Genomic DNA, 17,750 nt, shown 5'->3' with positions numbered 1-17,750 from the left:
GCCCAATCGAGTAAAATCGCCGCTTCGCCAAAGCAACAGCCTGGAACAGTTCATGGGTAGAGGTCCCTCGATCGAGGCCCGCAAGAACGCGGTAGACGCGCAGCGCGGCAAGATCTTCACCAAGATCATTCGTGAAATCGGCGTCGCTGCACGCGCCGGTGGCGGTGACCCGTCGGCCAACCCACGCCTGCGCGTGGCGGTCGACAAGGGCCTGTCGGTGAACATGACCAAGGACGTGATCGAGCGCGCCATCAAGAAGGCCACCGGCGAACTCGAAGGCGTGGTCTACGAAGAGATCCGCTACGAGGGTTACGCCCCCGGTGGCGTCGCCGTCATCGTCGACTGCCTGACCGACAACAAGGTCCGCACCGTCGCCGACGTGCGCCACGCCTTCGGCAAGTTCGGCGGCAACCTCGGTACCGATGGCTCGGTGTCGTTCATGTTCAGGAAGGTCGGCGTGCTGTCTTTCGCCGCCGGTGCCAGCGAAGACCAGGTCACCGAGCTGGCGATCGATGCCGGCGCCGACGACGTGGTCGTCTACGACGACGGCGCGATCGACGTTGTCACCAGCCCCGACGCCTTCGCCGCCGTCAAGGCCGCCATGGAAGCCGGCGGCCTCAAGGCCGACATCGCCGAAGTAACGATGCGCGCCGACAACGACATCGCCGTCAGCGGCGAGACCGCGCAGCAGGTGGTCAAGCTGCTGCGCTGGCTGGAGGACATGGACGACGTCCAGAGCGTCTACTCCAATGCCGACCTCGGCGAGGATGCCTACGCCTGACGGCGTAAGCTGACCCCGTGATCAGAATCCTCGGGATAGACCCCGGTTCCCAGCGCACCGGCGTCGGCGTCATTGACGTCGCCGCCGACGGCCGCTGCACCTTCGTCCATGCGCGCGCGCTGGTCCTGCTAGATGCCGAGGACTTCCCGTCGCGGCTCGGGCTGCTGTGCGAGGGCCTGGAGGCGCTGCTGGACGAGTGGCAGCCGCAGCAGGTCGCGATCGAGACGGTGTTCATGGCCAAGTCGGCGACCTCGGCGCTCAAGCTTGGCCACGCCCGCGGCGCCGCATTGGCGACGGTGGTGCGCCGGCGCATTCCGATCAGCGAGTACGCGCCGCGCGTGATCAAGCAGTCACTGGTCGGTCGCGGTGCGGCCGAGAAGGACCAGGTCCAGCACATGGTGCGATTGCTGTTGAACCTGCCGGACACCAAATTGCAGGCCGACGCCGCCGATGCACTGGCGGTGGCACTGACCCATGCGCACATGAGCGCGACGGCCGCGCGCACCGGCGTGGCCACCCACCTGTTGCGGAGGCGCGGCGCATGATCGGTCGTCTGAAAGGCATCCTGGTCCACAAGCAGCCGCCGTGGCTGGTGGTGGACGTGAACGGCGTCGGCTACGAGCTCGAGGCGCCGATGAGCACGTTCTACGACCTGCCCGACCTGGGCCGTGAAGTCGCGCTGTTCACCCATTACGCGCAGAAGGAAGACAGCGTCTCGCTGTACGGCTTCCTGCGCGAGGGCGAGCGCCGCCTGTTCCGCGATGTTCAGCGGGTCTCGGGCATCGGCGCCAAGATCGCCCTGGCGGTGCTCTCGGGCACTTCGGTCGACGAGTTCGCGCGCCTGGTCCAGTCCGGCGACATCACCGCGCTCACCCGCATCCCCGGCATCGGCAAGAAGACCGCCGAGCGCATGGTCGTGGAGCTTCGCGACCGCGCCGCCGACCTGGCCGGCGCCGGCGTGACCCTGACCGGCAACGGCGCCGCTGCCGACCCCCAGAGCGAAGCCGTCATTGCCCTGCAGCAGCTGGGCTACAAGCCGGCCGAAGCCGTGCGCATGGCGCGCGAAGCGACCGCGGCCGGCGATGACGCCGCCGCCATCATCCGCAAAGCGCTAAAGTCCGCGCTTCGTTGACGCCACGGCGGCCCCGGCCGCCCCGAGCAATCCACTCCATGTCCTCTCCCGCTACCCACTCGACCTCCGCCAATGGCGCGCAGCACGGCCACGGCAAACAGGGGCTGGGCGGCCTTGTCATCGGTGCCATCGGCGTCGTCTTCGGCGACATCGGCACCAGCCCGCTGTACACCCTGAAGGAGGCGTTCTCGCCGCACTTCGGACTGATCGGCAACCACGACACGGTGCTTGGCATCCTGTCGCTGGTGTTCTGGGCGTTGATGATCGTGGTGACGGTGAAGTACGTGACCATCATCATGCGCGCCGACAACGAGGGCGAGGGCGGCATCATGGCGTTGATGACGCTGGCCCAGCGCACCCTGGCCAAGGGTTCGCGCTCGGCGTACATCATCGGCATCCTCGGTATTTTCGGCGCCTCGCTGTTCTTCGGCGACAGCGTGATCACCCCGGCCATCACCGTGCTCGGCGCGGTCGAGGGCCTCGAGGTCGCTGCACCCGGCCTGCACCGGTTCATCGTGCCGATAGCGGTCGTCATCCTGGTGATGGTGTTCTTCGCCCAGCGTTTCGGCACCGAAAAGGTCGGGCGGATCTTCGGGCCGATCACCACGGTGTGGTTCCTCGCGCTGGCGGCGATCGGTATCCACAACATCATCGAAGCGCCGGAGGTGCTCAAGGCGCTGAACCCGATGTGGGGCGCGCGCTTCTTTGTCGAGCACGGCTCGCACTCGGTGCTGATCCTGGGCGTGGTCGTGCTGGCCGTGACCGGCGGCGAGGCGCTGTACGCGGACATGGGCCACTTCGGACCGCGCCCGATCCGCTACGCCTGGTACATCCTGGTGCTGCCGTGCCTGATGCTGAACTACCTGGGGCAGGGCGCCTTCGTGCTCGGCCACCCGGACGCGGTCAAGAACCCGTTCTTCGAGGCCGTGCCGGCCTGGGCGCTGTACCCGATGATCGTGCTGGCGACGATGGCCGCGGTGATCGCTTCGCAGGCGGTCATCACCGGCGCCTATTCGGTCGCCCGCCAGGCCATGCAGCTGGGCTACATCCCGCGCATGCAGGTCAAGCACACCTCGCAGTCGACCATCGGCCAGATCTATGTCCCGTACATCAACTGGCTGCTGATGATCGCGGTGCTGGCGGTGGTGCTGATGTTCCGCAGCTCGACCGCACTGGCCACGGCCTACGGCATCTCGGTGTCGGCGACCATGCTGATCGACACCCTGCTGCTGGCGCTGGTCGCGCGCGCGCTGTGGCCGCGCTGGCGCACCTGGGTGCTGCCGCTGTGCCTGCTGTTCTTCGTGGTCGATGTCGGCTTCGTGATCGCCAACGGCGCCAAGTTCTTCGACGGTGCCTGGTTCCCGCTGCTGCTGGGCCTGGTCGTGTTCACCCTGCTGCGCACCTGGCGCCGCGGCCGCGAGCTGCTGCATGACGAAGTGCGCAAGGAAGGCATCTCGCTCGACAGCTTCCTGCCCGGCCTGATGCTGGCGCCGCCGGTGCGCGTGCCGGGCACGGCGATCTTCATGACCGCCGACAAGGGCGTGGTGCCGCACGCGCTGCTGCACAACCTCAAGCACAACAAGGTGCTGCACGAGCGCAACGTGTTCCTGACCGTGGAGACGCTCAACGTCCCCTACGCGCCGCGCGACAAGCGCCTGAAGATCCAGGCCATCGGCGACGACTTCTACCGCGTCCTGATCCGCTTCGGCTTCATGGAAGTGCCCGACGTGCCGCTGGCGCTGATGCGCTCGTGCGACGCCGGCGGCACCTATTTCGACCCGATGGACACCACGTATTTCGCCAGCCGCGAGACCGTGGTGGCCAGCCGCCACCGCGGCATGCCGATCTGGCGCGACCGCCTGTTCGCCTTCATGCACCGCAACGCCGCGCCGGCCACGGGCTTCTTCCGCATCCCGGGCAACCGCCTGGTGGAGCTGGGGGCGCAGGTCGAGATCTGACCGTGGTGCAAAACCGGGGTCAGAGTACCTTTTGCTTAAAAGGCACTCTGACCCGGTTTTCGCGACCCCTGCCCATGCGAACATACGGGCATGAATGACTCCCGCATCATCGCTGCCGGCGCCACCCGCGAGGACGAGGCCATCGAGGCGTCTATCCGGCCCAAGCGGCTGGACGAATACCTCGGCCAGGCGCCGGTGCGCGAGCAGATGAAGATCTACATCGAGGCCGCCAAGGCACGCGGCGAGGCCCTCGACCATGTCCTGATCTTCGGCCCGCCAGGCCTGGGCAAGACCACGCTCAGCCACGTCATCGCCAATGAGCTCGGCGTCGGCCTGCGCCAGACCTCCGGCCCGGTGATCGAGAAGGCCGGTGACCTGGCCGCGCTGCTGACCAACCTGCAGCCGCACGACGTGCTGTTCGTCGACGAGATCCACCGCCTCTCGCCAGCGATCGAGGAAGTCCTCTATCCGGCGATGGAGGACTACCAGATCGACATCATGATCGGCGAGGGCCCCGCGGCCCGTTCGATCAAGCTCGACCTGCCGCCCTTCACCCTGATCGGCGCGACCACCCGCGCCGGCCTGCTGACCGCGCCGCTGCGCGACCGTTTCGGCATCGTCCAGCGCCTGGAGTTCTACAGCGCCGAGGAATTGACGAAGATCGTGCGCCGCTCGGCGCAGATCCTCGGCATCGCCTGCGAGCCGGAAGGCGCGGCCGAAATCGCCCGCCGTTCGCGCGGCACCCCGCGCATCGCCAACCGCCTGCTGCGACGCGTGCGTGACTTCGCCCAGGTCCGCGCCGGTGGCGACATCACCCGAGACGTCGCCGATGCGGCGATGGCCATGCTCAAGGTCGATCCGGAGGGTTTCGACGAGCTCGACCGGCGCATGCTCAAGATCATCATCGAGTCCTTCGACGGCGGCCCGGTCGGCGTCGAATCGCTGGCCGCGGCGCTGAGCGAGGAGCGCGGCACGCTCGAGGACGTCATCGAGCCGTACCTGATCCAGCAGGGCTACCTGATCCGCACCGCGCGCGGCCGGATGGCCACGCCCAAGGCCTACCGCCACATTGGCCTGAGGCCGAAAGCCAGCAACGGCGGGCTTTTCGAGGAGGTCGGCAGTGACGGTTGATGTGGCGTTCAGTTGGCCGACACGGGTTTACTGGGAAGATACGGACGCTGGCGGCGTGGTCTACCACGCCCAGTACCTGGCGTTCCTCGAGCGCGCGCGGACCGAGTGGATGCGTGCGCAGGGGTATGGCCAGGAGTTTTTGCGGATCGAGCATGGCCTGGTGTTCGCCGTGCGCGCCATGCAGCTGGATTTCCTCAAGCCGGCACGGCTGGACGATGCGCTGGCGGTGTCGGTGGGGCTGCAGGAATGCCGCCGCGCCAGCGCCGTTTTCATCCAGTCGATCGCAGGCGGTGACGACCTGCTGCTGACCGCGCAGGTGCGGGTGGCGGCGCTGGATGCGGAGGGATTCCGCCCGCGTCCGATACCGCAGCCGTTGTACGACCAGCTCAAGGCGCTCGAGCTACCGCCGCGTTGACCAGATTGACCCCGTTCCACGCTTCACCCGTTTTCATCGATCGCAGTCCCCCAAGTTGCACACAGTCCCGCGTGACGGGCACGGAGAACCAGGCATGACCCCATTGTTGACAGCACTGCAGGCCACCGCGGTGGAGCCCCTGCCGGAAGAGGCCGCCAATGCCGCCAACACAGCGGTGCAGGCGCTGTCGACGGGAGCCGTCGACAACAACAGTCTCAACCTGCTGCAACTGGTGCTGCACGCCAGCATCCCGGTGCAGCTGGTCATGCTGTTGCTGCTGTTCGGTTCGATCGCTTCGTGGGTGATCATCTTCCGCAAGAAGCGCGTGCTCGACCGTGCCGCGCGCGAGGCCGACCAGTTCGAAGAGCGCTTCTGGTCCGGCGCCGAGCTGTCCAAGCTCTACGCCGGCACCACCGAGCGCAACCGCGAGATCGGTGGCCTGGAAGCGATCTTCGAAGCCGGCTTCCGCGAGTTCGGCCGACTGCGCCAGCGCCGCGGCGCCGACAGCCGCATGCAGCTCGAAGGTGCCCAGCGCGCCATGCGCGCCACCGGCTCGCGTGAGATCGACGGCCTCGAGCACAACCTGGAATTCCTCGCCAACGTCGGTTCGATCAGCCCGTATGTCGGTCTGTTCGGCACGGTGTGGGGCATCATGATTTCGTTCCAGGGCCTGGCCAACATGAAGGAAGCGACCATCGCCACGGTCGCCCCCGGCATCTCCGAGGCGCTGATCGCCACGGCGATGGGTTTGTTCGCGGCGATCCCGGCGGTGTGGGCCTACAACCGCTACGCGACCAAGGTCGAACGCATGTCGGTGCGCTACGACGCGTTCTCCGAAGAGTTCTCCTCGATCCTGCAGCGCCAGGCGAACCTCGACGAGACCTGATGCGATTCCCTCGCAACGTCCCGCACACCTTGTGCGGACCTTTCCCGGCCCGCTTCGGGCCGTGAACTAACCGGTCTTCTGGACCGAACGAAACGAGAGGAAGGCCATGGCCGGTATCACCGCGCGCCGCCATCGCAAGCGCAAGCTCAAAGCCGAGATCAACGTCGTTCCCTATATCGACGTGATGCTGGTGCTGCTGATCATCTTCATGGTCACCGCGCCGCTGTTGAATCTCGGCGTAGACATCGACCTGCCGCAATCCAATGCCAAGTCGATCCAGGAAAAGAAGGACCCGGTCGTCGTCAGCGTCGATCCCGACGGGCATTACTTCCTCGCCCTCAAGGCAGGCAGCAACGAGGCGGTCACCGCCGAAGCGCTGCAGGCCAAGGTGTCGGCGATCGTCGCGCAGAATCCGGATGTCGCCGTGTTCGTCGCCGGTGACGCCAAGGCCAATTACCAGAGGGTGATGGACGCGCTGGTGCTGCTGCAGAGCGCGAACGTGAAGAAGGTCGGTCTGATGAGTCAACCGGATCAGGCCCAGAGCCAGGCGGGTCGCTGATGCGGGAGTCGCGCGCCGACACCGCGCGGGCGATCTGGCAGGCGATAGGGCTGCATGCCCTGCTGTTTGCCCTGATGTTCGTCGGTCTGCTGTGGACCCGTGCTGCGGCACCGGTGTCGGCGGCAGGCTCGCCGGTGACCGCTGAACTGATCGACGCCGACGCATTGTCGCCGGCGATGCAGCGCACGTTGCTCAAGCGTCCCAAGCCGGCCGAGCTGCCCAAGCCGGAACCGGAAGAGGCCGCGCCGCTGCCGCAACCGTTGCCGGAACCACGGCCGGAAGATTCGGTCGCCACGCCGCAGCCGCAGCCGCAGGATTTCATTCCGGTTCCGGACAACGAGAACCAGGAAGCGGTCGTCGACCAGCCCACGCCGATCGCGGCCGAGGAAGACAAGGTCCAGGAAGCCAAGCGCAAGCAGGACCAGGTGGACCTGACCGAGCAGAAGCGCCAGGAGCAGATCGAGAAGCAGCGTCGCCTGGCCGAGCAGCAGGACCAGGAGCGCCAGCAGAAGCTGGCCGAGATCCGCCGCAAGCGTGAAGCCGCCGCTCGCGAGGCCGACCTGGCCGAGCAGCGCCTGCGCCAGATTGCCGACGTGCGCTCGCGGCCTTCGCCGGCAGAGTCGGCAGGCAGCAGCGATGCCAGCCCGCCGCCGGGCAATGCCGGCACCGATACCGGCCTGCAGGCACGCTATGCCGCTGCATTGCAGGAAGCGATCCTGAGCAAGTGGACCCGCCCGGAAACCGTGCCGGTCGGTTCGCGCTGCACGCTGCTGATCCGGCAATTGCCGGGCGGGCAGGTGATGAGCGCGGAAGTGTCGGAGCCGTGCGCCTACGATGAGCAGGGTCGTCGCTCTATCGAGGCGGCCGTGCGAAAGGCGCAGCCGCTGCCGTATGCCGGATTCGAGAAGGTATTCGCGCGCGATCTGACGCTGAAGTTCACGGCGCAGGATCGCTGAGGCGACGCGACCTCCCTCTCCCACAAGGGAAGAGGGTGCAAGGGTTTCCTTCTCCCCTCGTGGGAGAAGGTGCCCCGAAGGGGCGGAAGAGGGGGCTGCTTTTGCCCTTGGCTTGAGCCCACGTTCACCACACGCCTGTTAACAATTGCAAAGCTGAATGACCGCATCACTGGAGCACCGATGAACCGACCCGTTGCCTGGCTTGCCTCGCTGCTCGCCCTGCTGCTTCCTGTCGCCGCTTTCGCCCAGCAGGGGCTCGAGATCGACATCGTCGGCGGCAATGCCGCTGCCCTCCCGATCGCCGTGGTGCCGATGCCCTACCAGGGCAGCGGGACAGCGCCGGAAACCGACCTCGCCCAGGTGGTCAGCGCCGACCTCGCGCGCTCCGGGCAGTTCCGGCCGCTACCGGACAAGGACATCATCGAAAAGCCGACCAAGGGCGGGGAGATCAACTACCCGACCTGGCGCGCGTTGAACCAGGACTTCATCGTTGTCGGCCGCGTGCTCGATGCCGGCGCCGGCAGCTACCGCCTCGAGTACGAGCTGTTCGACGTGGCCAAGCAGCAGCGCCTGCTCGGCTTCGCCCTGACGGCCCGTGCCAACGCGATGCGTGACGTCGCCCATCAGGTCGCCGACGCGGTCTACGAAAAGATCACCGGCATCCGCGGCGCGTTCTTCACCCGCATCGCCTATGTCACCGCGACCGGTACCGGCAAGGGCGCCCAGTACGCGCTGATGGTCGCCGACTCCGACGGCTTCAACCCGCAGACGGTGGTGCGCTCGCCCGAGCCGCTGCTGTCGCCGTCGTGGAGCCCGGACGGTGGCCGCCTGGCCTATGTCAGCTTCGAGGGCGGCAACTCCTCGATCTACATCCAGAACATCACCTCCGGCAGTCGTGAGCTGATCGCCAAGTTCCGCGGCATCAACGGCGCCCCGTCGTTCTCGCCCGACGGCCGTCGCCTGGCCCTGACCCTGTCGCGCAGCGGCAACCCCGAGATCTACGTGATGGACCTGGGCAGCAAGGCGCTGACCCAGCTGACCAACCACTTCAGCATCGACACCGAGCCGAGCTGGAGCGCCGATGGCGGCACGATCTACTTCACCTCCGACCGCGGCGGCCGCCCGCAGATCTACTCGGTCCCGTCCAGCGGCGGCAGTGCCACCCGTGTCACCTTCCAGGGCAGTTACAACGCCAGCGCCAGCATTTCGGCTGACGGCAAGAAGATCGCCACCGCCCAGGGCGCCGGCAATGTCTACCGGATCGCCATGATGGACAGCACCCTCGGGTCTGCGCGCTGGAGCACACTTTCGCCCGGTTCCCTGGACGAGTCGCCCAGCTTTGCCCCGAATGGCGCAATGATCCTTTATGCTGCGCGCGAGGGCCGCCGGGGCGTGCTCTATGCCGTTTCGTCCGATGCCCGGGTGCGCCAGCGCCTGGTGCTTGCGGATGGGGACGTGCGTGAGCCGGCTTGGGGGCCATTCCGCTTGCCTCGCTGATCCTGTCGGAGTGCTCCTTTCGGAGTAAGCCGCCGGACCGGCGAAGCTGCATTCGTTCTTGTTTCACTTCTGCTTGCCCCGTATCTGTCCCTGCTCGAATGACGAGGAAAACCATGAACAACACCGCTCGCATCCTGCTCACCGCCGTGCTCTGCACCGCGGCCGTGGCCTGCTCCAAGAAGGTCAAGGAAACCCCGCCGCCGGCCGAAACGCCGACCACCGCTCCGGCTGCTGAAGCTCCGGTCACCTCGGGCGTCTACGGCCCGAACGATCTGGACACCGACGCTTGCCTGCGCCAGCGCGTGGTCTACTTCGACTTCGACCAGGACAGCCTGCGTCCGGAGTTCCAGGCCATCGTCGGCTGCCACGCCAAGTACCTGCGTGACCGTCCGTCCTCGCGCATGACCCTCGAAGGCAATGCCGACGAGCGCGGCAGCCGCGAGTACAACCTCGGCCTCGGCGAGCGCCGCGGCAATGCCGTGTCGTCGGCCGTCCAGGCCAATGGCGGCTCGGGCAGCCAGGTCACGGTCACCAGCTACGGCGAAGAGCGTCCGGTCTGCACCGACTCGAACGAAGATTGCTGGGCCAAGAACCGTCGCGTCGAGATCGTGTACACCGCCAAGTAATATCCGGCGATGATGCGCAAGACGTTACTTGCCATGGCGTTCGCGGCGACCCTCGTGGTCGCCGCGCCCGCTGTCGCGCAGCGGGCCAGCCTGGCTGACCGCGTGGCCGTGCTCGAGCAGCAGGCCGCCAACAACCAGGGCAATGTCGACCTGCTCAACCAGGTCAGCCAGCTGCGCAGCGAAGTGCAGGCCCTGCGTTCGCAGATCGAAGAACTGCAGCAGCAGAACAACCAGCTGCTGGAAAGCGGCAAGGCCCAGTACCTCGACCTCGACGGCCGCATCAACCGGATCGAGAGCGGCGCGGTTGCTCCTCCGGCCACCGGAACCCCGGCACCGGCGGCACCGGCCAAGACCAAGCCCGCGGCGCCGTCCGCATCGGCCAAGGACCGCCCACCGGCGGTCTACGGCGACAAGGGCGCACTGGCCCAGGGCGCCGACGAGCGCTCGGCCTACGATGCCGCCTTCAGCGCACTCAAGAGCGGCGACTACGTCGAGTCCTCGCGCCTGTTCCAGGCCTTCGTCGAGACCTACCCGCAAGGCGCCTACGCGCCTAATGCGCTGTACTGGCTCGGCGAGAGCTACTACGTCACCCAGAATTACGAACTGGCGCAGATCCAGTTCCAGTCCCTGCTGGACCGTTTCCCGACCCACGACAAGGCTCCGGGCGCGATGCTCAAGGTCGGCCTGTCGCAGTTCGGGCTCAAGCAGGTCGAAGCGGCCGAGCGCACGCTGGCCGAGGTTTCGGCGAAATACCCCGGCTCCGACGCCGCCCGCACCGCCAGCGACCGCCTCAACGCGATCCAGCTCGGCCGGCTGCGCTGAAAGACCTGAAAGGTCGGGTACTGCCCGGCAAGATCCTTTAAAATCGCAGCAATGAACGCACTCCCCGCCGAAGCGGCCGCAGCGTCGCCGGACCGGCTGCGGATCACCGAGATTTTCCTGTCCCTGCAGGGCGAAGCCCGCGCCATCGGCTGGCCGACCGTGTTCGTGCGCCTGACCGGCTGCCCGCTGCGCTGCCAGTACTGCGACACCGCCTACGCCTTCCACGGCGGCGAGTGGCACCAGATCGACGACATCCTCGAGGAAGTCGCCGGCCACGGCGCCCGCCATGTCTGCGTCACCGGTGGCGAACCGCTCTCGCAGAAGCGCTGCATCGGCCTGCTGCAGCGACTGTGCGACGCCGGTTACGAAGTGTCGCTGGAGACCTCCGGCGCGATCGACATCAGCCAGGTCGACACCCGCGTCTCGCGCATCCTCGACATCAAGACGCCGGGGTCGATGGAGGTCCACCGCAACCTGTGGTCGAACCTGCCGCTGCTGACCCCACACGACCAGGTCAAGTTCGTGATCTGTTCGCGCGAGGACTACGACTGGGCCAAGGGCATCGTTGCCGAACACGGCCTCACCGCGGTCTGCGATGTACTGTTCTCGCCCAGCTTCACCCAGATCAAGCCCAGCGACCTGGCCGACTGGATCGTCGCCGACAGGTTGCCGGTGCGGTTCCAGCTGCAGTTGCACAAGATCCTGTGGAACGACGAACCGGGCCGCTGACGGCGTCCGGTTTCGTTCCGCGGTGACTCCCCAGTGGAAGCCAATCAGATGAAGAACGCTGTTGTCCTGGTATCGGGCGGGATGGACTCCGCCGTGGTCATCGCGATCGCGCGCGAGCAGGGCTTCGCCGTGCATGCGCTGAGCGTGCGCTACGGCCAGCGCCACACCTCCGAACTCGATGCCGCCGACCGCGTGTCGAAATCGCTCGGCGCGGTTGCGCACAAGACGGTCAACGTCGACCTGCGCAGCATCGGTGGCTCGGCGCTTACCGACGAAACCATCTCGGTGCCGACCGACGACGATGGCCACGCGATCGGCCAGGCCGCGGCCAAGGACGCGATCCCGGTGACCTACGTGCCGGCGCGCAACACGATCATGCTCTCGGTCGCGCTGGGCTGGGCCGAAGTGCTGGGCGCGGCCGACATCTTCTGCGGCGTCAATGCGGTCGACTACTCCGGTTACCCGGATTGCCGACCTGAGTTCATCGCCGCATTCCAAAACCTGGCCAACCTCGCCACCAAGGCGGGCGTGGAAGGCGCCGGCCTGCGCGTGCACGCGCCGCTGCAGTTCATGAGCAAGGCCGACATCGTCCGCGAGGGCATGCGCCTGGGCGTGGACTTCGCCGAGACCGTCTCCTGCTACAAGGCCGACGACCAGGGCCGCGCCTGCGGCCATTGCGACGCGTGCCGCCTGCGTTCGGAAGGGTTCATCGCGGCCGGCGTCCCCGACCCGACGCGTTACGTATGAACGACGGACGCCGCCGCACACTGCATCGCGACGGCGCCGTGCGCTAGAATGCACGCCCCGGCGCAAGGCCGGGCGCACCGCCCGCAACCATCGCGAGCGCCGGAAAGTTCCAAGTGGGCCGTTAGCTCAGTCGGTAGAGCATCGGACTTTTAATCCGCTGGTCGATGGTTCGAATCCATCACGGCCCACCAACTCGTCCGGCGTCGGACTCGGTCACCCGAAACGCGGTGATCCTGATTCCGTACTTCTGCATGAGTTCGGTTTCGTTGAGCAGCCGCTTGATCCCGTCGGCGCCCCTGACGTAGGCATCTCGGCGCATCTCCGGATGGTAAGTCGTCGACACCCGGTCTTCACAGGACCCGGTGACGTACCTGACCTGAAGCTCGGGCGAACTGATCAGCGTGACATCGGATGCACCGCTCAGCAGACGCCCCCGCCAGAAGTGCGAGGCGCTGCAATCGGGCCCTTGCGAGACGCCCTGGTAATCGCAGATTTGCGTGTCGCGATGGACGCCCCTGACTCCCTGTCGTTCGAACTCGACGACGAACGGGAACTCCCGGTGCTTGTCTGCGGGCGCCTCTGGTTTGTGCATCAGGGAGCATTCCATGTAGGCCATGGTCATGCATCCAGCGAGCAGAAAAGGCATTCCCAATGCAACTGAACTGCGCAGGATCATGCAGGCCCCCAACCTTGGTCGCGCGACGGTAGCACGGCCCAAGGCGACTCGGGCTATTGGGCCCGCGATCGCCCGAGGCCGTCTCAACGAGTTCACTTGCGAGACGAACTGGTCGATCCCGCTGCCTGGGACTTTCGAGCCACCAGCCACAGCACCATGAACACCGGCACGGGCGAGATCATCATGAGCAGCCCCAGACCGATGTTGGCGCCGCCGCCCGTATTCAACAGGCCGTCCACGTAGTACCAACCCCAGAACGCCAGCGATGCCAGCAGGCCCCAACCCCAGGCCTTGTCGACCCGCGTTGCGCCGCGCACGACCACCCAGATCGCGAACGCGGCGAAGGGCGCGAACGCCAGCGCGGTGCGGACCCAGCGCGGCTCGACCTCGGTCCCCATCGTGAAAGGTCGCGACGCCAGTTGATCGAATAGCCACTCGCCGCCCCAGACCACGGCCAGGGCGTACACGGCCGACCACAACAGCAGTCTGGCAGCGGTGATCACACCACTCACCCAGCGGGTCAATGGATCTGGAACGCGATGGTGAAGGGCACCTGCGCACCTCGGCGAGCCGATGCGCGCATCTGGTACACCTGGATCGTGTACGTACCGGACGCGGGCAGCTTCCCGCTCCAGTTGGAACCCACGCTGCCGCTCCCCAATGCGGTTGACGATCCGGGGCGGTCGCCCGGAGCGAAGACATTGAAGTTGGCATTGCTGCTTCCGGAAATCTTCACGGTCATCGTCTGGCCAGACTTGGCCCCGAGTGTGTAGTTGACGCTGTCGTATCCGCCGAGGTTTCCCTTCAGCGAGGCATTGCTGCTGCCCTTGGCGAATGCAACCGGGACCGTCGATACCTTGTCCTGCGCGATCGAAGCGGTCGCGAAAGCGATCAGGAAGAAAGCGAGAGTGGCAATGAGCGGCTTCATGATGGATTCCGGCAGAGTGGATGGAAGCAATTCAGTCCTTGCGGAACACGGCGCGGCAGCCATCGTCGACCCAGACGCTATGGCGGGACAGGCCCCACGACACACCTTCGGTGCAATCGGCCTTGCTGAGCTGCCGGACCACGCGTACCGAGCCTGCGGTATTCATGTCGCACTCGTTGCGGCCGCCGTGGGTCGACTCGCAAGTTACTTCGCTGGCGCCACCGGAAGACTGTCCGCGATAGCTGGTCCGCTGGACACGATCCTTCTGGCCGGAGGAATAGCCGTTGCCGTAATCGGTCGATGCGCGCTGCGCGTTGTAGGGCTGGTTGTACAGGCCATCGCGGTAACCACGTTCGAAATCAGCCTCGCTGGCGCTGCTGTTGTCGTGCTGTGCGTCGTCGTGGTGGTGCGATTTGTGCTCGAGGGCGGCGATGCCGAGAATCGCTATCGCGCCAACGGCAATGGCGGCGGCTGTGTTGTTGCTGCTGTTGCCGCCGCCGGAAGCCTGCTGGCCACAGTCGATCGGCCCGGTGTTCGTCGCCGACATCACCTTGCCGCCTTCCGATCGGACCACCACGCATTGGTTCTGGCCGTTGTTCCACCAGTACTCGTAGCCCGATCCGTCCTGGGAACGTTGCAGGTAGCCGCGCTTGAGCAGCTCGCTACGGCTCCAGCCTATGTCCTGGTAGTTCAGGTCGGCCAGCTGGTTGGCGGGTGACTGCGCGAGCGCGATGCCGGGCGCGGCTGCTGCGACTGCCGTGGCGAGGACCGTTCCAAGCAACGCGGAAGACACCTGCATGGACCACCTCCATAAGCCCGCCAAGGCAGCAGACGATAGGCACGGAAAAGTGATCCGGATGTGATGTCATCCGACTCGCAAGGTTGAATGAACCACGTCAATCCAGCCGGCTCAGGCCGCGAACGCGCACTTGCGCCGGCTTGACGGCATGGGTATCGGCTGCCTGCGCGCGGATGCGGACCAGCACGTCCGCCGGATCCAGTTCATCGCCCGGTGCAACCGTGTACACCAGGGTCGACTGGCCCCAGATTCGCAGATGGTCACTCAGCTGGATCTCGTAGTCGGCGAAGTAGCAGTAGCGCATGGCGGATCAGGTACCCACGTGGATGTTGTTCTCGCACTCGCTGCAACCCAGCCGCTCCAGTGCGATCGAAAGCGCAAGCACATAGCCTTGTGCGCCATAACCGTCGATGACGTTGAGCGGGTTGCCGGCGCAGCTGTGCCCGGGAGATCCGTCTCCGTCGGCGTGCACTTCGATGTACGGGACACCTGAGCGCTGGAGCGCGGCGTCGAGTTCACCGTTGAGGTTCGCGGCCGGGCCCGGGTCGAGCAGCAGGAACTCGGTGTTCCTGCCATCGATGTGGCGCAGGCGATCCAGGACGTCCGACATGTCGCGGCAACTGAACACCGCGACTGTCTTGCCGGCAAGGGACGCCCTTTCGACGAGTTGCGACACGACTTCCCGTGGAAGGCCATGGGCACCGGATCGAGCGCCGTCGGGGGCGGCGAGAATGGCGATGGACATCGTTCACTCCGTTGTGACCAGTGCGCAGTCTCCGGCGAGGGGCCGTAAATCCTCCATTCGCAGACCGGCTCGCCGTCGTAAGCGGCGCGTAAATTCGCTGCCCTGTGCGTGGCGAAGCCGGGGGCGTCGGTAGCGACGCACGTCCCGGCCACCTGGCGCGGTACGATGCGTCAGGCTCCCCTCGAGCGTTCGCCCACATGGATCGCATCGAAGCAATGAAGATCTTCATTGCCGCACTGGACGAAGGCAGCCTGGCCGGCGCCAGTCGCAGGACGGGCCGCTCGCCTGCCGCGGTGAGCCGCGCCGTCGCCTCGCTGGAGGCGCATGTGGGCGTGCCGCTGCTGCACCGGACGACGCGGTCGATCAAGCTCAGCGAAGCAGGCGAGCGCTACGCCACTGCATGCCGCAAGGTGCTTGCCGATCTGGAAGAGGCCGATCGGCAGGCCGCCGGAGAACGCTCGGTTCCGCGCGGCACGCTCACGATCACCTCGACCGTCTTTGTCGGCGTGGAGATCCTCCGCCCGGTCGTCGATGCCTTCATCGACGAGTACCCGACGGTCAATGTGCGCATGCACCTGCTGGAACGACCGGTCAATCTGATCGACGAAGGCATGGACCTGGCCTTGCGCATCTCGCACCTGGCCGACTCCACCCTGGTTGCCCAACGCGTCGGCGAGGCGCGTCGCGTGCTGGTGGCTTCGCCACGCTACCTTTCGACGCATCCACGAATTGCGGAGCCGGGGGACCTCGCCAAGCATCAGATCATCGCCATGGCGCACATGGGGCTGGATGCCTGGAGCTTTCCGCCGCCAGAAGGATCGTCGATCGCCCGTTCGGTTTCATTCACTCCGCGACTGGTGGTCAACAACGTCCGCGCCGCGATCGCGTCGGCGGTCGAAGGCCACGGCGTCGTCCGCCTGCTGTCGTACCACGTAGCCGCTGAGGTAGAGCAGGGCGACCTGCAGATCGTCCTGGAGGACTCGGAGCCGGCGCCGCTGCCGGTCCACCTGGTCTCGCCCTATGGCCGCCTCGCCGTGCCGAAGGTGCGGGCCTTCGTCGACTTCGCCTTGCCGCGCCTGCGAGCGGGCTTCGCCCGGCTGACCGCGTAGCGCGGAAGCAATTGTTCCGGGAAGTGGAAGGGTAGCTGCCGGAGTGCGGCGATTCGCAAACAGCACCCGTGCTCCTAGATTGAGGTTCGTCGGTAGCCAAGCGGTTTCCGGCTCCGATCCTCCCTCACATCCAAGAGTACGAACATCATGAGCAGTTCAAGCAAAGTAGCTATCGTCACTGGCGCATCGCAAGGCATCGGTGCCGGTGTGGTGCAGGCGTTCCGGGATCGCGGCTATCGCGTCATCGCCAACTCGCGCAACATTAAGCCGTCCAATGATCCCGACATCCTGACGGTGGCCGGCGATATCGCCGATCGCGAAGTCGCCGAGCGGATCGTGCGCGAAGGCCTGGCCAGGTTCGGTCGCATCGACACGCTGGTCAACAACGCCGGCATCTTCAACGCCAAGCCGTTCACGCAGTACACGCAGGACGACTACGCCAGCGCCATCGCGGTCAATGTCGGCGGGTTCTTCAACATCACCCAGCTCGCTGCTGCGCAGATGGAGAAGCAGGGTTCGGGCCACGTGGTCACCATCACCACCAGCCTGGTCGACCACGCCATCGACGGTGTGCCGTCGGTGCTCGCCTCGCTGACCAAGGGCGGGCTCAATGCAGCCACCAAGTCGCTTGCCATCGAGTACGCCAAGCGTGGCGTGCGTGTGAACGCGGTCTCGCCTGGCGTCATCAAGACCCCGATGCACGCTCCGGAAACCCACGAGTGGCTGTCGGCGCTGCACCCGGTCGGTCGCATGGGCGACATCGGCGATGTCGTGCAGGCAGTGCTCTATCTCGATGCGGCCACGTTCGTGACCGGTGAGATCCTGCACGTTGACGGTGGCCAGAGCGCCGGTCACTGATGCAAGGTGTTGTGTCTGGCGGCCTTCGGTTGGCCGCCAGATGTCACGGCCCGGTGGTTCACAGGATATGGCGGCCGCGAGGCCGCCGCGGAGGTTCTCAATGAAAAAGGGTTACTGGATCATCGCGTGGAAGTCGGTCAGCGATGCGGCCGCGGTGGAGCGCTATATCGCACCCGGCACCGACGCGATCCTTGCCCATGGAGGGCGCATCCTGGCGGCAGGCGTCCCGGCGAGGGCGTACGAAGAAGGTCTGTCGTCGCGCCTGGTGCTGGTCGAGTTCGACAGCCTGCAGTCGGCGGTAGCGGCCTACGAGAGCGCCGACTACCAGGCGTCACTCACCCATCTGGTCGGCGCCGCCGAGCGCGATGTGCGCATCGTCGAGGGCACCGGTTAGCG

At 66.3% G+C, this 17,750-nt stretch carries 23 protein-coding genes and 1 tRNA gene; 18 read left to right on the top strand and 6 right to left on the bottom strand.

The features are described from left to right. Positions 1 to 52: 52 nt before the first annotated feature. The 15 genes from AC3A3Q_RS14005 (at position 53) to AC3A3Q_RS13935 (ending at position 12,430) form a co-directional block, all read left to right on the top strand. Positions 53 to 781, top strand: a complete 729-nt coding sequence (locus tag AC3A3Q_RS14005) for a YebC/PmpR family DNA-binding transcriptional regulator (protein WP_487586816.1) — start codon at positions 53 to 55, stop codon at positions 779 to 781. 17 nt (positions 782 to 798) lie between these two features. Further along, positions 799 to 1,326, top strand: a complete 528-nt coding sequence (ruvC, locus tag AC3A3Q_RS14000; protein WP_200606716.1) for a crossover junction endodeoxyribonuclease RuvC — start codon at positions 799 to 801, stop codon at positions 1,324 to 1,326. After that, positions 1,323 to 1,913 carry a Holliday junction branch migration protein RuvA gene (ruvA, locus tag AC3A3Q_RS13995; RefSeq protein WP_487586815.1) on the top strand — a complete coding sequence of 197 codons (591 nt, stop codon included), beginning with the start codon at positions 1,323 to 1,325 and terminating at the stop codon, positions 1,911 to 1,913. Before ruvC ends, ruvA begins: the two co-directional genes overlap by 4 nt. Positions 1,914 to 1,951: 38 nt before the next feature. Continuing rightward, positions 1,952 to 3,871, top strand: a complete 1,920-nt coding sequence (locus AC3A3Q_RS13990) for a potassium transporter Kup (protein WP_487586814.1) — start codon at positions 1,952 to 1,954, stop codon at positions 3,869 to 3,871. A gap of 90 nt (positions 3,872 to 3,961) precedes the next feature. Next, complete coding sequence (gene ruvB / locus AC3A3Q_RS13985; protein WP_487586813.1) at positions 3,962 to 5,002, top strand: Holliday junction branch migration DNA helicase RuvB; 1,041 nt, start codon at positions 3,962 to 3,964, stop codon at positions 5,000 to 5,002. Continuing rightward, complete coding sequence (gene ybgC, locus AC3A3Q_RS13980) at positions 4,992 to 5,417, top strand: tol-pal system-associated acyl-CoA thioesterase (RefSeq protein ID WP_487586812.1); 426 nt, start codon at positions 4,992 to 4,994, stop codon at positions 5,415 to 5,417. The genes ruvB and ybgC overlap by 11 nt, the downstream gene beginning before the upstream one ends. A 94-nt stretch (positions 5,418 to 5,511) precedes the next feature. Next, positions 5,512 to 6,303, top strand: coding sequence for a protein TolQ (gene tolQ, locus AC3A3Q_RS13975; protein ID WP_200606711.1), 792 nt, complete (start codon positions 5,512 to 5,514; stop codon positions 6,301 to 6,303). Between the two features lie 106 nt (positions 6,304 to 6,409). After that, positions 6,410 to 6,862: a protein TolR gene (tolR, locus tag AC3A3Q_RS13970; RefSeq protein ID WP_200606709.1), complete on the top strand. Its 453-nt coding sequence runs from the start codon at positions 6,410 to 6,412 to the stop codon at positions 6,860 to 6,862. After that, positions 6,862 to 7,818 carry a cell envelope integrity TolA family protein gene (locus tag AC3A3Q_RS13965; RefSeq protein WP_487586811.1) on the top strand — a complete coding sequence of 319 codons (957 nt, stop codon included), beginning with the start codon at positions 6,862 to 6,864 and terminating at the stop codon, positions 7,816 to 7,818. Before tolR ends, AC3A3Q_RS13965 begins: the two co-directional genes overlap by 1 nt. A gap of 180 nt (positions 7,819 to 7,998) precedes the next feature. Further along, positions 7,999 to 9,315 carry a Tol-Pal system beta propeller repeat protein TolB gene (gene tolB, locus AC3A3Q_RS13960; protein ID WP_487586810.1) on the top strand — a complete coding sequence of 439 codons (1,317 nt, stop codon included), beginning with the start codon at positions 7,999 to 8,001 and terminating at the stop codon, positions 9,313 to 9,315. Between the two features lie 113 nt (positions 9,316 to 9,428). After that, a complete protein-coding gene (pal, locus tag AC3A3Q_RS13955) occupies positions 9,429 to 9,941 on the top strand; it encodes a peptidoglycan-associated lipoprotein Pal (protein WP_487586809.1) in 513 nt (170 codons plus the stop codon). Between the two features lie 12 nt (positions 9,942 to 9,953). Next, the gene (ybgF, locus tag AC3A3Q_RS13950; RefSeq protein ID WP_487586808.1) at positions 9,954 to 10,763 is read left to right on the top strand and encodes a tol-pal system protein YbgF; all 810 of its coding nucleotides are present in this window, start codon (positions 9,954 to 9,956) and stop codon (positions 10,761 to 10,763) included. Positions 10,764 to 10,814: 51 nt separating this feature from the next. Continuing rightward, positions 10,815 to 11,492: a 7-carboxy-7-deazaguanine synthase QueE gene (queE, locus tag AC3A3Q_RS13945; protein WP_487586807.1), complete on the top strand. Its 678-nt coding sequence runs from the start codon at positions 10,815 to 10,817 to the stop codon at positions 11,490 to 11,492. A 48-nt stretch (positions 11,493 to 11,540) separates the two neighbouring features. Beyond that, a complete protein-coding gene (gene queC / locus AC3A3Q_RS13940) occupies positions 11,541 to 12,239 on the top strand; it encodes a 7-cyano-7-deazaguanine synthase QueC (RefSeq protein WP_487586806.1) in 699 nt (232 codons plus the stop codon). 115 nt (positions 12,240 to 12,354) lie between these two features. Next, positions 12,355 to 12,430: transfer RNA gene (locus AC3A3Q_RS13935), tRNA-Lys, on the top strand. Here AC3A3Q_RS13935 and AC3A3Q_RS13930 read toward each other — a convergent pair. From AC3A3Q_RS13930 to AC3A3Q_RS13905, 6 genes are all read right to left on the bottom strand, one after another. Then, positions 12,418 to 12,915: a hypothetical protein gene (locus AC3A3Q_RS13930; protein ID WP_487586805.1), complete on the bottom strand. Its 498-nt coding sequence runs from the start codon at positions 12,913 to 12,915 to the stop codon at positions 12,418 to 12,420. The two genes, AC3A3Q_RS13935 and AC3A3Q_RS13930, sit on opposite strands and share 13 nt — an antisense overlap. Before the next feature lie 92 nt (positions 12,916 to 13,007). Next, a complete protein-coding gene (locus AC3A3Q_RS13925; RefSeq protein WP_487586804.1) occupies positions 13,008 to 13,418 on the bottom strand; it encodes a hypothetical protein in 411 nt (136 codons plus the stop codon). Between the two features lie 17 nt (positions 13,419 to 13,435). Next, positions 13,436 to 13,843: a g-type lysozyme inhibitor gene (locus AC3A3Q_RS13920; RefSeq protein WP_487586803.1), complete on the bottom strand. Its 408-nt coding sequence runs from the start codon at positions 13,841 to 13,843 to the stop codon at positions 13,436 to 13,438. A 31-nt stretch (positions 13,844 to 13,874) separates the two neighbouring features. After that, positions 13,875 to 14,642 carry a DUF3011 domain-containing protein gene (locus AC3A3Q_RS13915; protein WP_487586802.1) on the bottom strand — a complete coding sequence of 256 codons (768 nt, stop codon included), beginning with the start codon at positions 14,640 to 14,642 and terminating at the stop codon, positions 13,875 to 13,877. Between the two features lie 97 nt (positions 14,643 to 14,739). Beyond that, positions 14,740 to 14,946: a hypothetical protein gene (locus AC3A3Q_RS13910; protein WP_487586801.1), complete on the bottom strand. Its 207-nt coding sequence runs from the start codon at positions 14,944 to 14,946 to the stop codon at positions 14,740 to 14,742. 6 nt (positions 14,947 to 14,952) lie between these two features. Then, a complete protein-coding gene (locus AC3A3Q_RS13905; RefSeq protein ID WP_487586800.1) occupies positions 14,953 to 15,387 on the bottom strand; it encodes a 3-dehydroquinate dehydratase in 435 nt (144 codons plus the stop codon). Between the two features lie 215 nt (positions 15,388 to 15,602). Between AC3A3Q_RS13905 and AC3A3Q_RS13900 the strand changes: the two genes are divergently transcribed. The 3 genes from AC3A3Q_RS13900 (at position 15,603) to AC3A3Q_RS13890 (ending at position 17,748) form a co-directional block, all read left to right on the top strand. Next, complete coding sequence (locus AC3A3Q_RS13900) at positions 15,603 to 16,496, top strand: LysR family transcriptional regulator (RefSeq protein ID WP_487586799.1); 894 nt, start codon at positions 15,603 to 15,605, stop codon at positions 16,494 to 16,496. Between the two features lie 147 nt (positions 16,497 to 16,643). After that, entirely contained in the window at positions 16,644 to 17,354 is a 711-nt protein-coding gene (locus AC3A3Q_RS13895; protein ID WP_487586798.1) for an SDR family NAD(P)-dependent oxidoreductase, read from the top strand. 100 nt (positions 17,355 to 17,454) lie between these two features. Continuing rightward, entirely contained in the window at positions 17,455 to 17,748 is a 294-nt protein-coding gene (locus tag AC3A3Q_RS13890; RefSeq protein WP_487586797.1) for a DUF1330 domain-containing protein, read from the top strand. The last annotated feature ends 2 nt before the right edge of the window (positions 17,749 to 17,750 follow it).

Source organism: Lysobacter sp. Soil_C_59, assembly GCF_057656415.1.
The sequence above is the reverse complement of the archived record's forward strand: the minus strand, read 5'-3'. Positions and strand labels throughout refer to the sequence as shown.

Excerpts from the sequence above, each read along its gene's own strand:
- AC3A3Q_RS14005 (WP_487586816.1), top strand. The coding sequence starts at position 53 with ATGGGTAGAGGTCCCTCGATCGAGGCCCGCAAGAACGCGGTAGACGCG.
- ruvA (WP_487586815.1), top strand. The coding sequence starts at position 1,323 with ATGATCGGTCGTCTGAAAGGCATCCTGGTCCACAAGCAGCCGCCGTGG.
- AC3A3Q_RS13990 (WP_487586814.1), top strand. The coding sequence starts at position 1,952 with ATGTCCTCTCCCGCTACCCACTCGACCTCCGCCAATGGCGCGCAGCAC.
- ruvB (WP_487586813.1), top strand. The coding sequence starts at position 3,962 with ATGAATGACTCCCGCATCATCGCTGCCGGCGCCACCCGCGAGGACGAG.
- tolQ (WP_200606711.1), top strand. The coding sequence starts at position 5,512 with ATGACCCCATTGTTGACAGCACTGCAGGCCACCGCGGTGGAGCCCCTG.
- tolR (WP_200606709.1), top strand. The coding sequence starts at position 6,410 with ATGGCCGGTATCACCGCGCGCCGCCATCGCAAGCGCAAGCTCAAAGCC.
- AC3A3Q_RS13965 (WP_487586811.1), top strand. The coding sequence starts at position 6,862 with ATGCGGGAGTCGCGCGCCGACACCGCGCGGGCGATCTGGCAGGCGATA.
- tolB (WP_487586810.1), top strand. The coding sequence starts at position 7,999 with ATGAACCGACCCGTTGCCTGGCTTGCCTCGCTGCTCGCCCTGCTGCTT.
- pal (WP_487586809.1), top strand. The coding sequence starts at position 9,429 with ATGAACAACACCGCTCGCATCCTGCTCACCGCCGTGCTCTGCACCGCG.
- ybgF (WP_487586808.1), top strand. The coding sequence starts at position 9,954 with ATGCGCAAGACGTTACTTGCCATGGCGTTCGCGGCGACCCTCGTGGTC.
- queE (WP_487586807.1), top strand. The coding sequence starts at position 10,815 with ATGAACGCACTCCCCGCCGAAGCGGCCGCAGCGTCGCCGGACCGGCTG.
- queC (WP_487586806.1), top strand. The coding sequence starts at position 11,541 with ATGAAGAACGCTGTTGTCCTGGTATCGGGCGGGATGGACTCCGCCGTG.
- AC3A3Q_RS13930 (WP_487586805.1), bottom strand. The coding sequence starts at position 12,915 with ATGATCCTGCGCAGTTCAGTTGCATTGGGAATGCCTTTTCTGCTCGCT.
- AC3A3Q_RS13920 (WP_487586803.1), bottom strand. The coding sequence starts at position 13,843 with ATGAAGCCGCTCATTGCCACTCTCGCTTTCTTCCTGATCGCTTTCGCG.
- AC3A3Q_RS13915 (WP_487586802.1), bottom strand. The coding sequence starts at position 14,642 with ATGCAGGTGTCTTCCGCGTTGCTTGGAACGGTCCTCGCCACGGCAGTC.
- AC3A3Q_RS13910 (WP_487586801.1), bottom strand. The coding sequence starts at position 14,946 with ATGCGCTACTGCTACTTCGCCGACTACGAGATCCAGCTGAGTGACCAT.
- AC3A3Q_RS13905 (WP_487586800.1), bottom strand. The coding sequence starts at position 15,387 with ATGTCCATCGCCATTCTCGCCGCCCCCGACGGCGCTCGATCCGGTGCC.
- AC3A3Q_RS13900 (WP_487586799.1), top strand. The coding sequence starts at position 15,603 with ATGAAGATCTTCATTGCCGCACTGGACGAAGGCAGCCTGGCCGGCGCC.
- AC3A3Q_RS13895 (WP_487586798.1), top strand. The coding sequence starts at position 16,644 with ATGAGCAGTTCAAGCAAAGTAGCTATCGTCACTGGCGCATCGCAAGGC.
- AC3A3Q_RS13890 (WP_487586797.1), top strand. The coding sequence starts at position 17,455 with ATGAAAAAGGGTTACTGGATCATCGCGTGGAAGTCGGTCAGCGATGCG.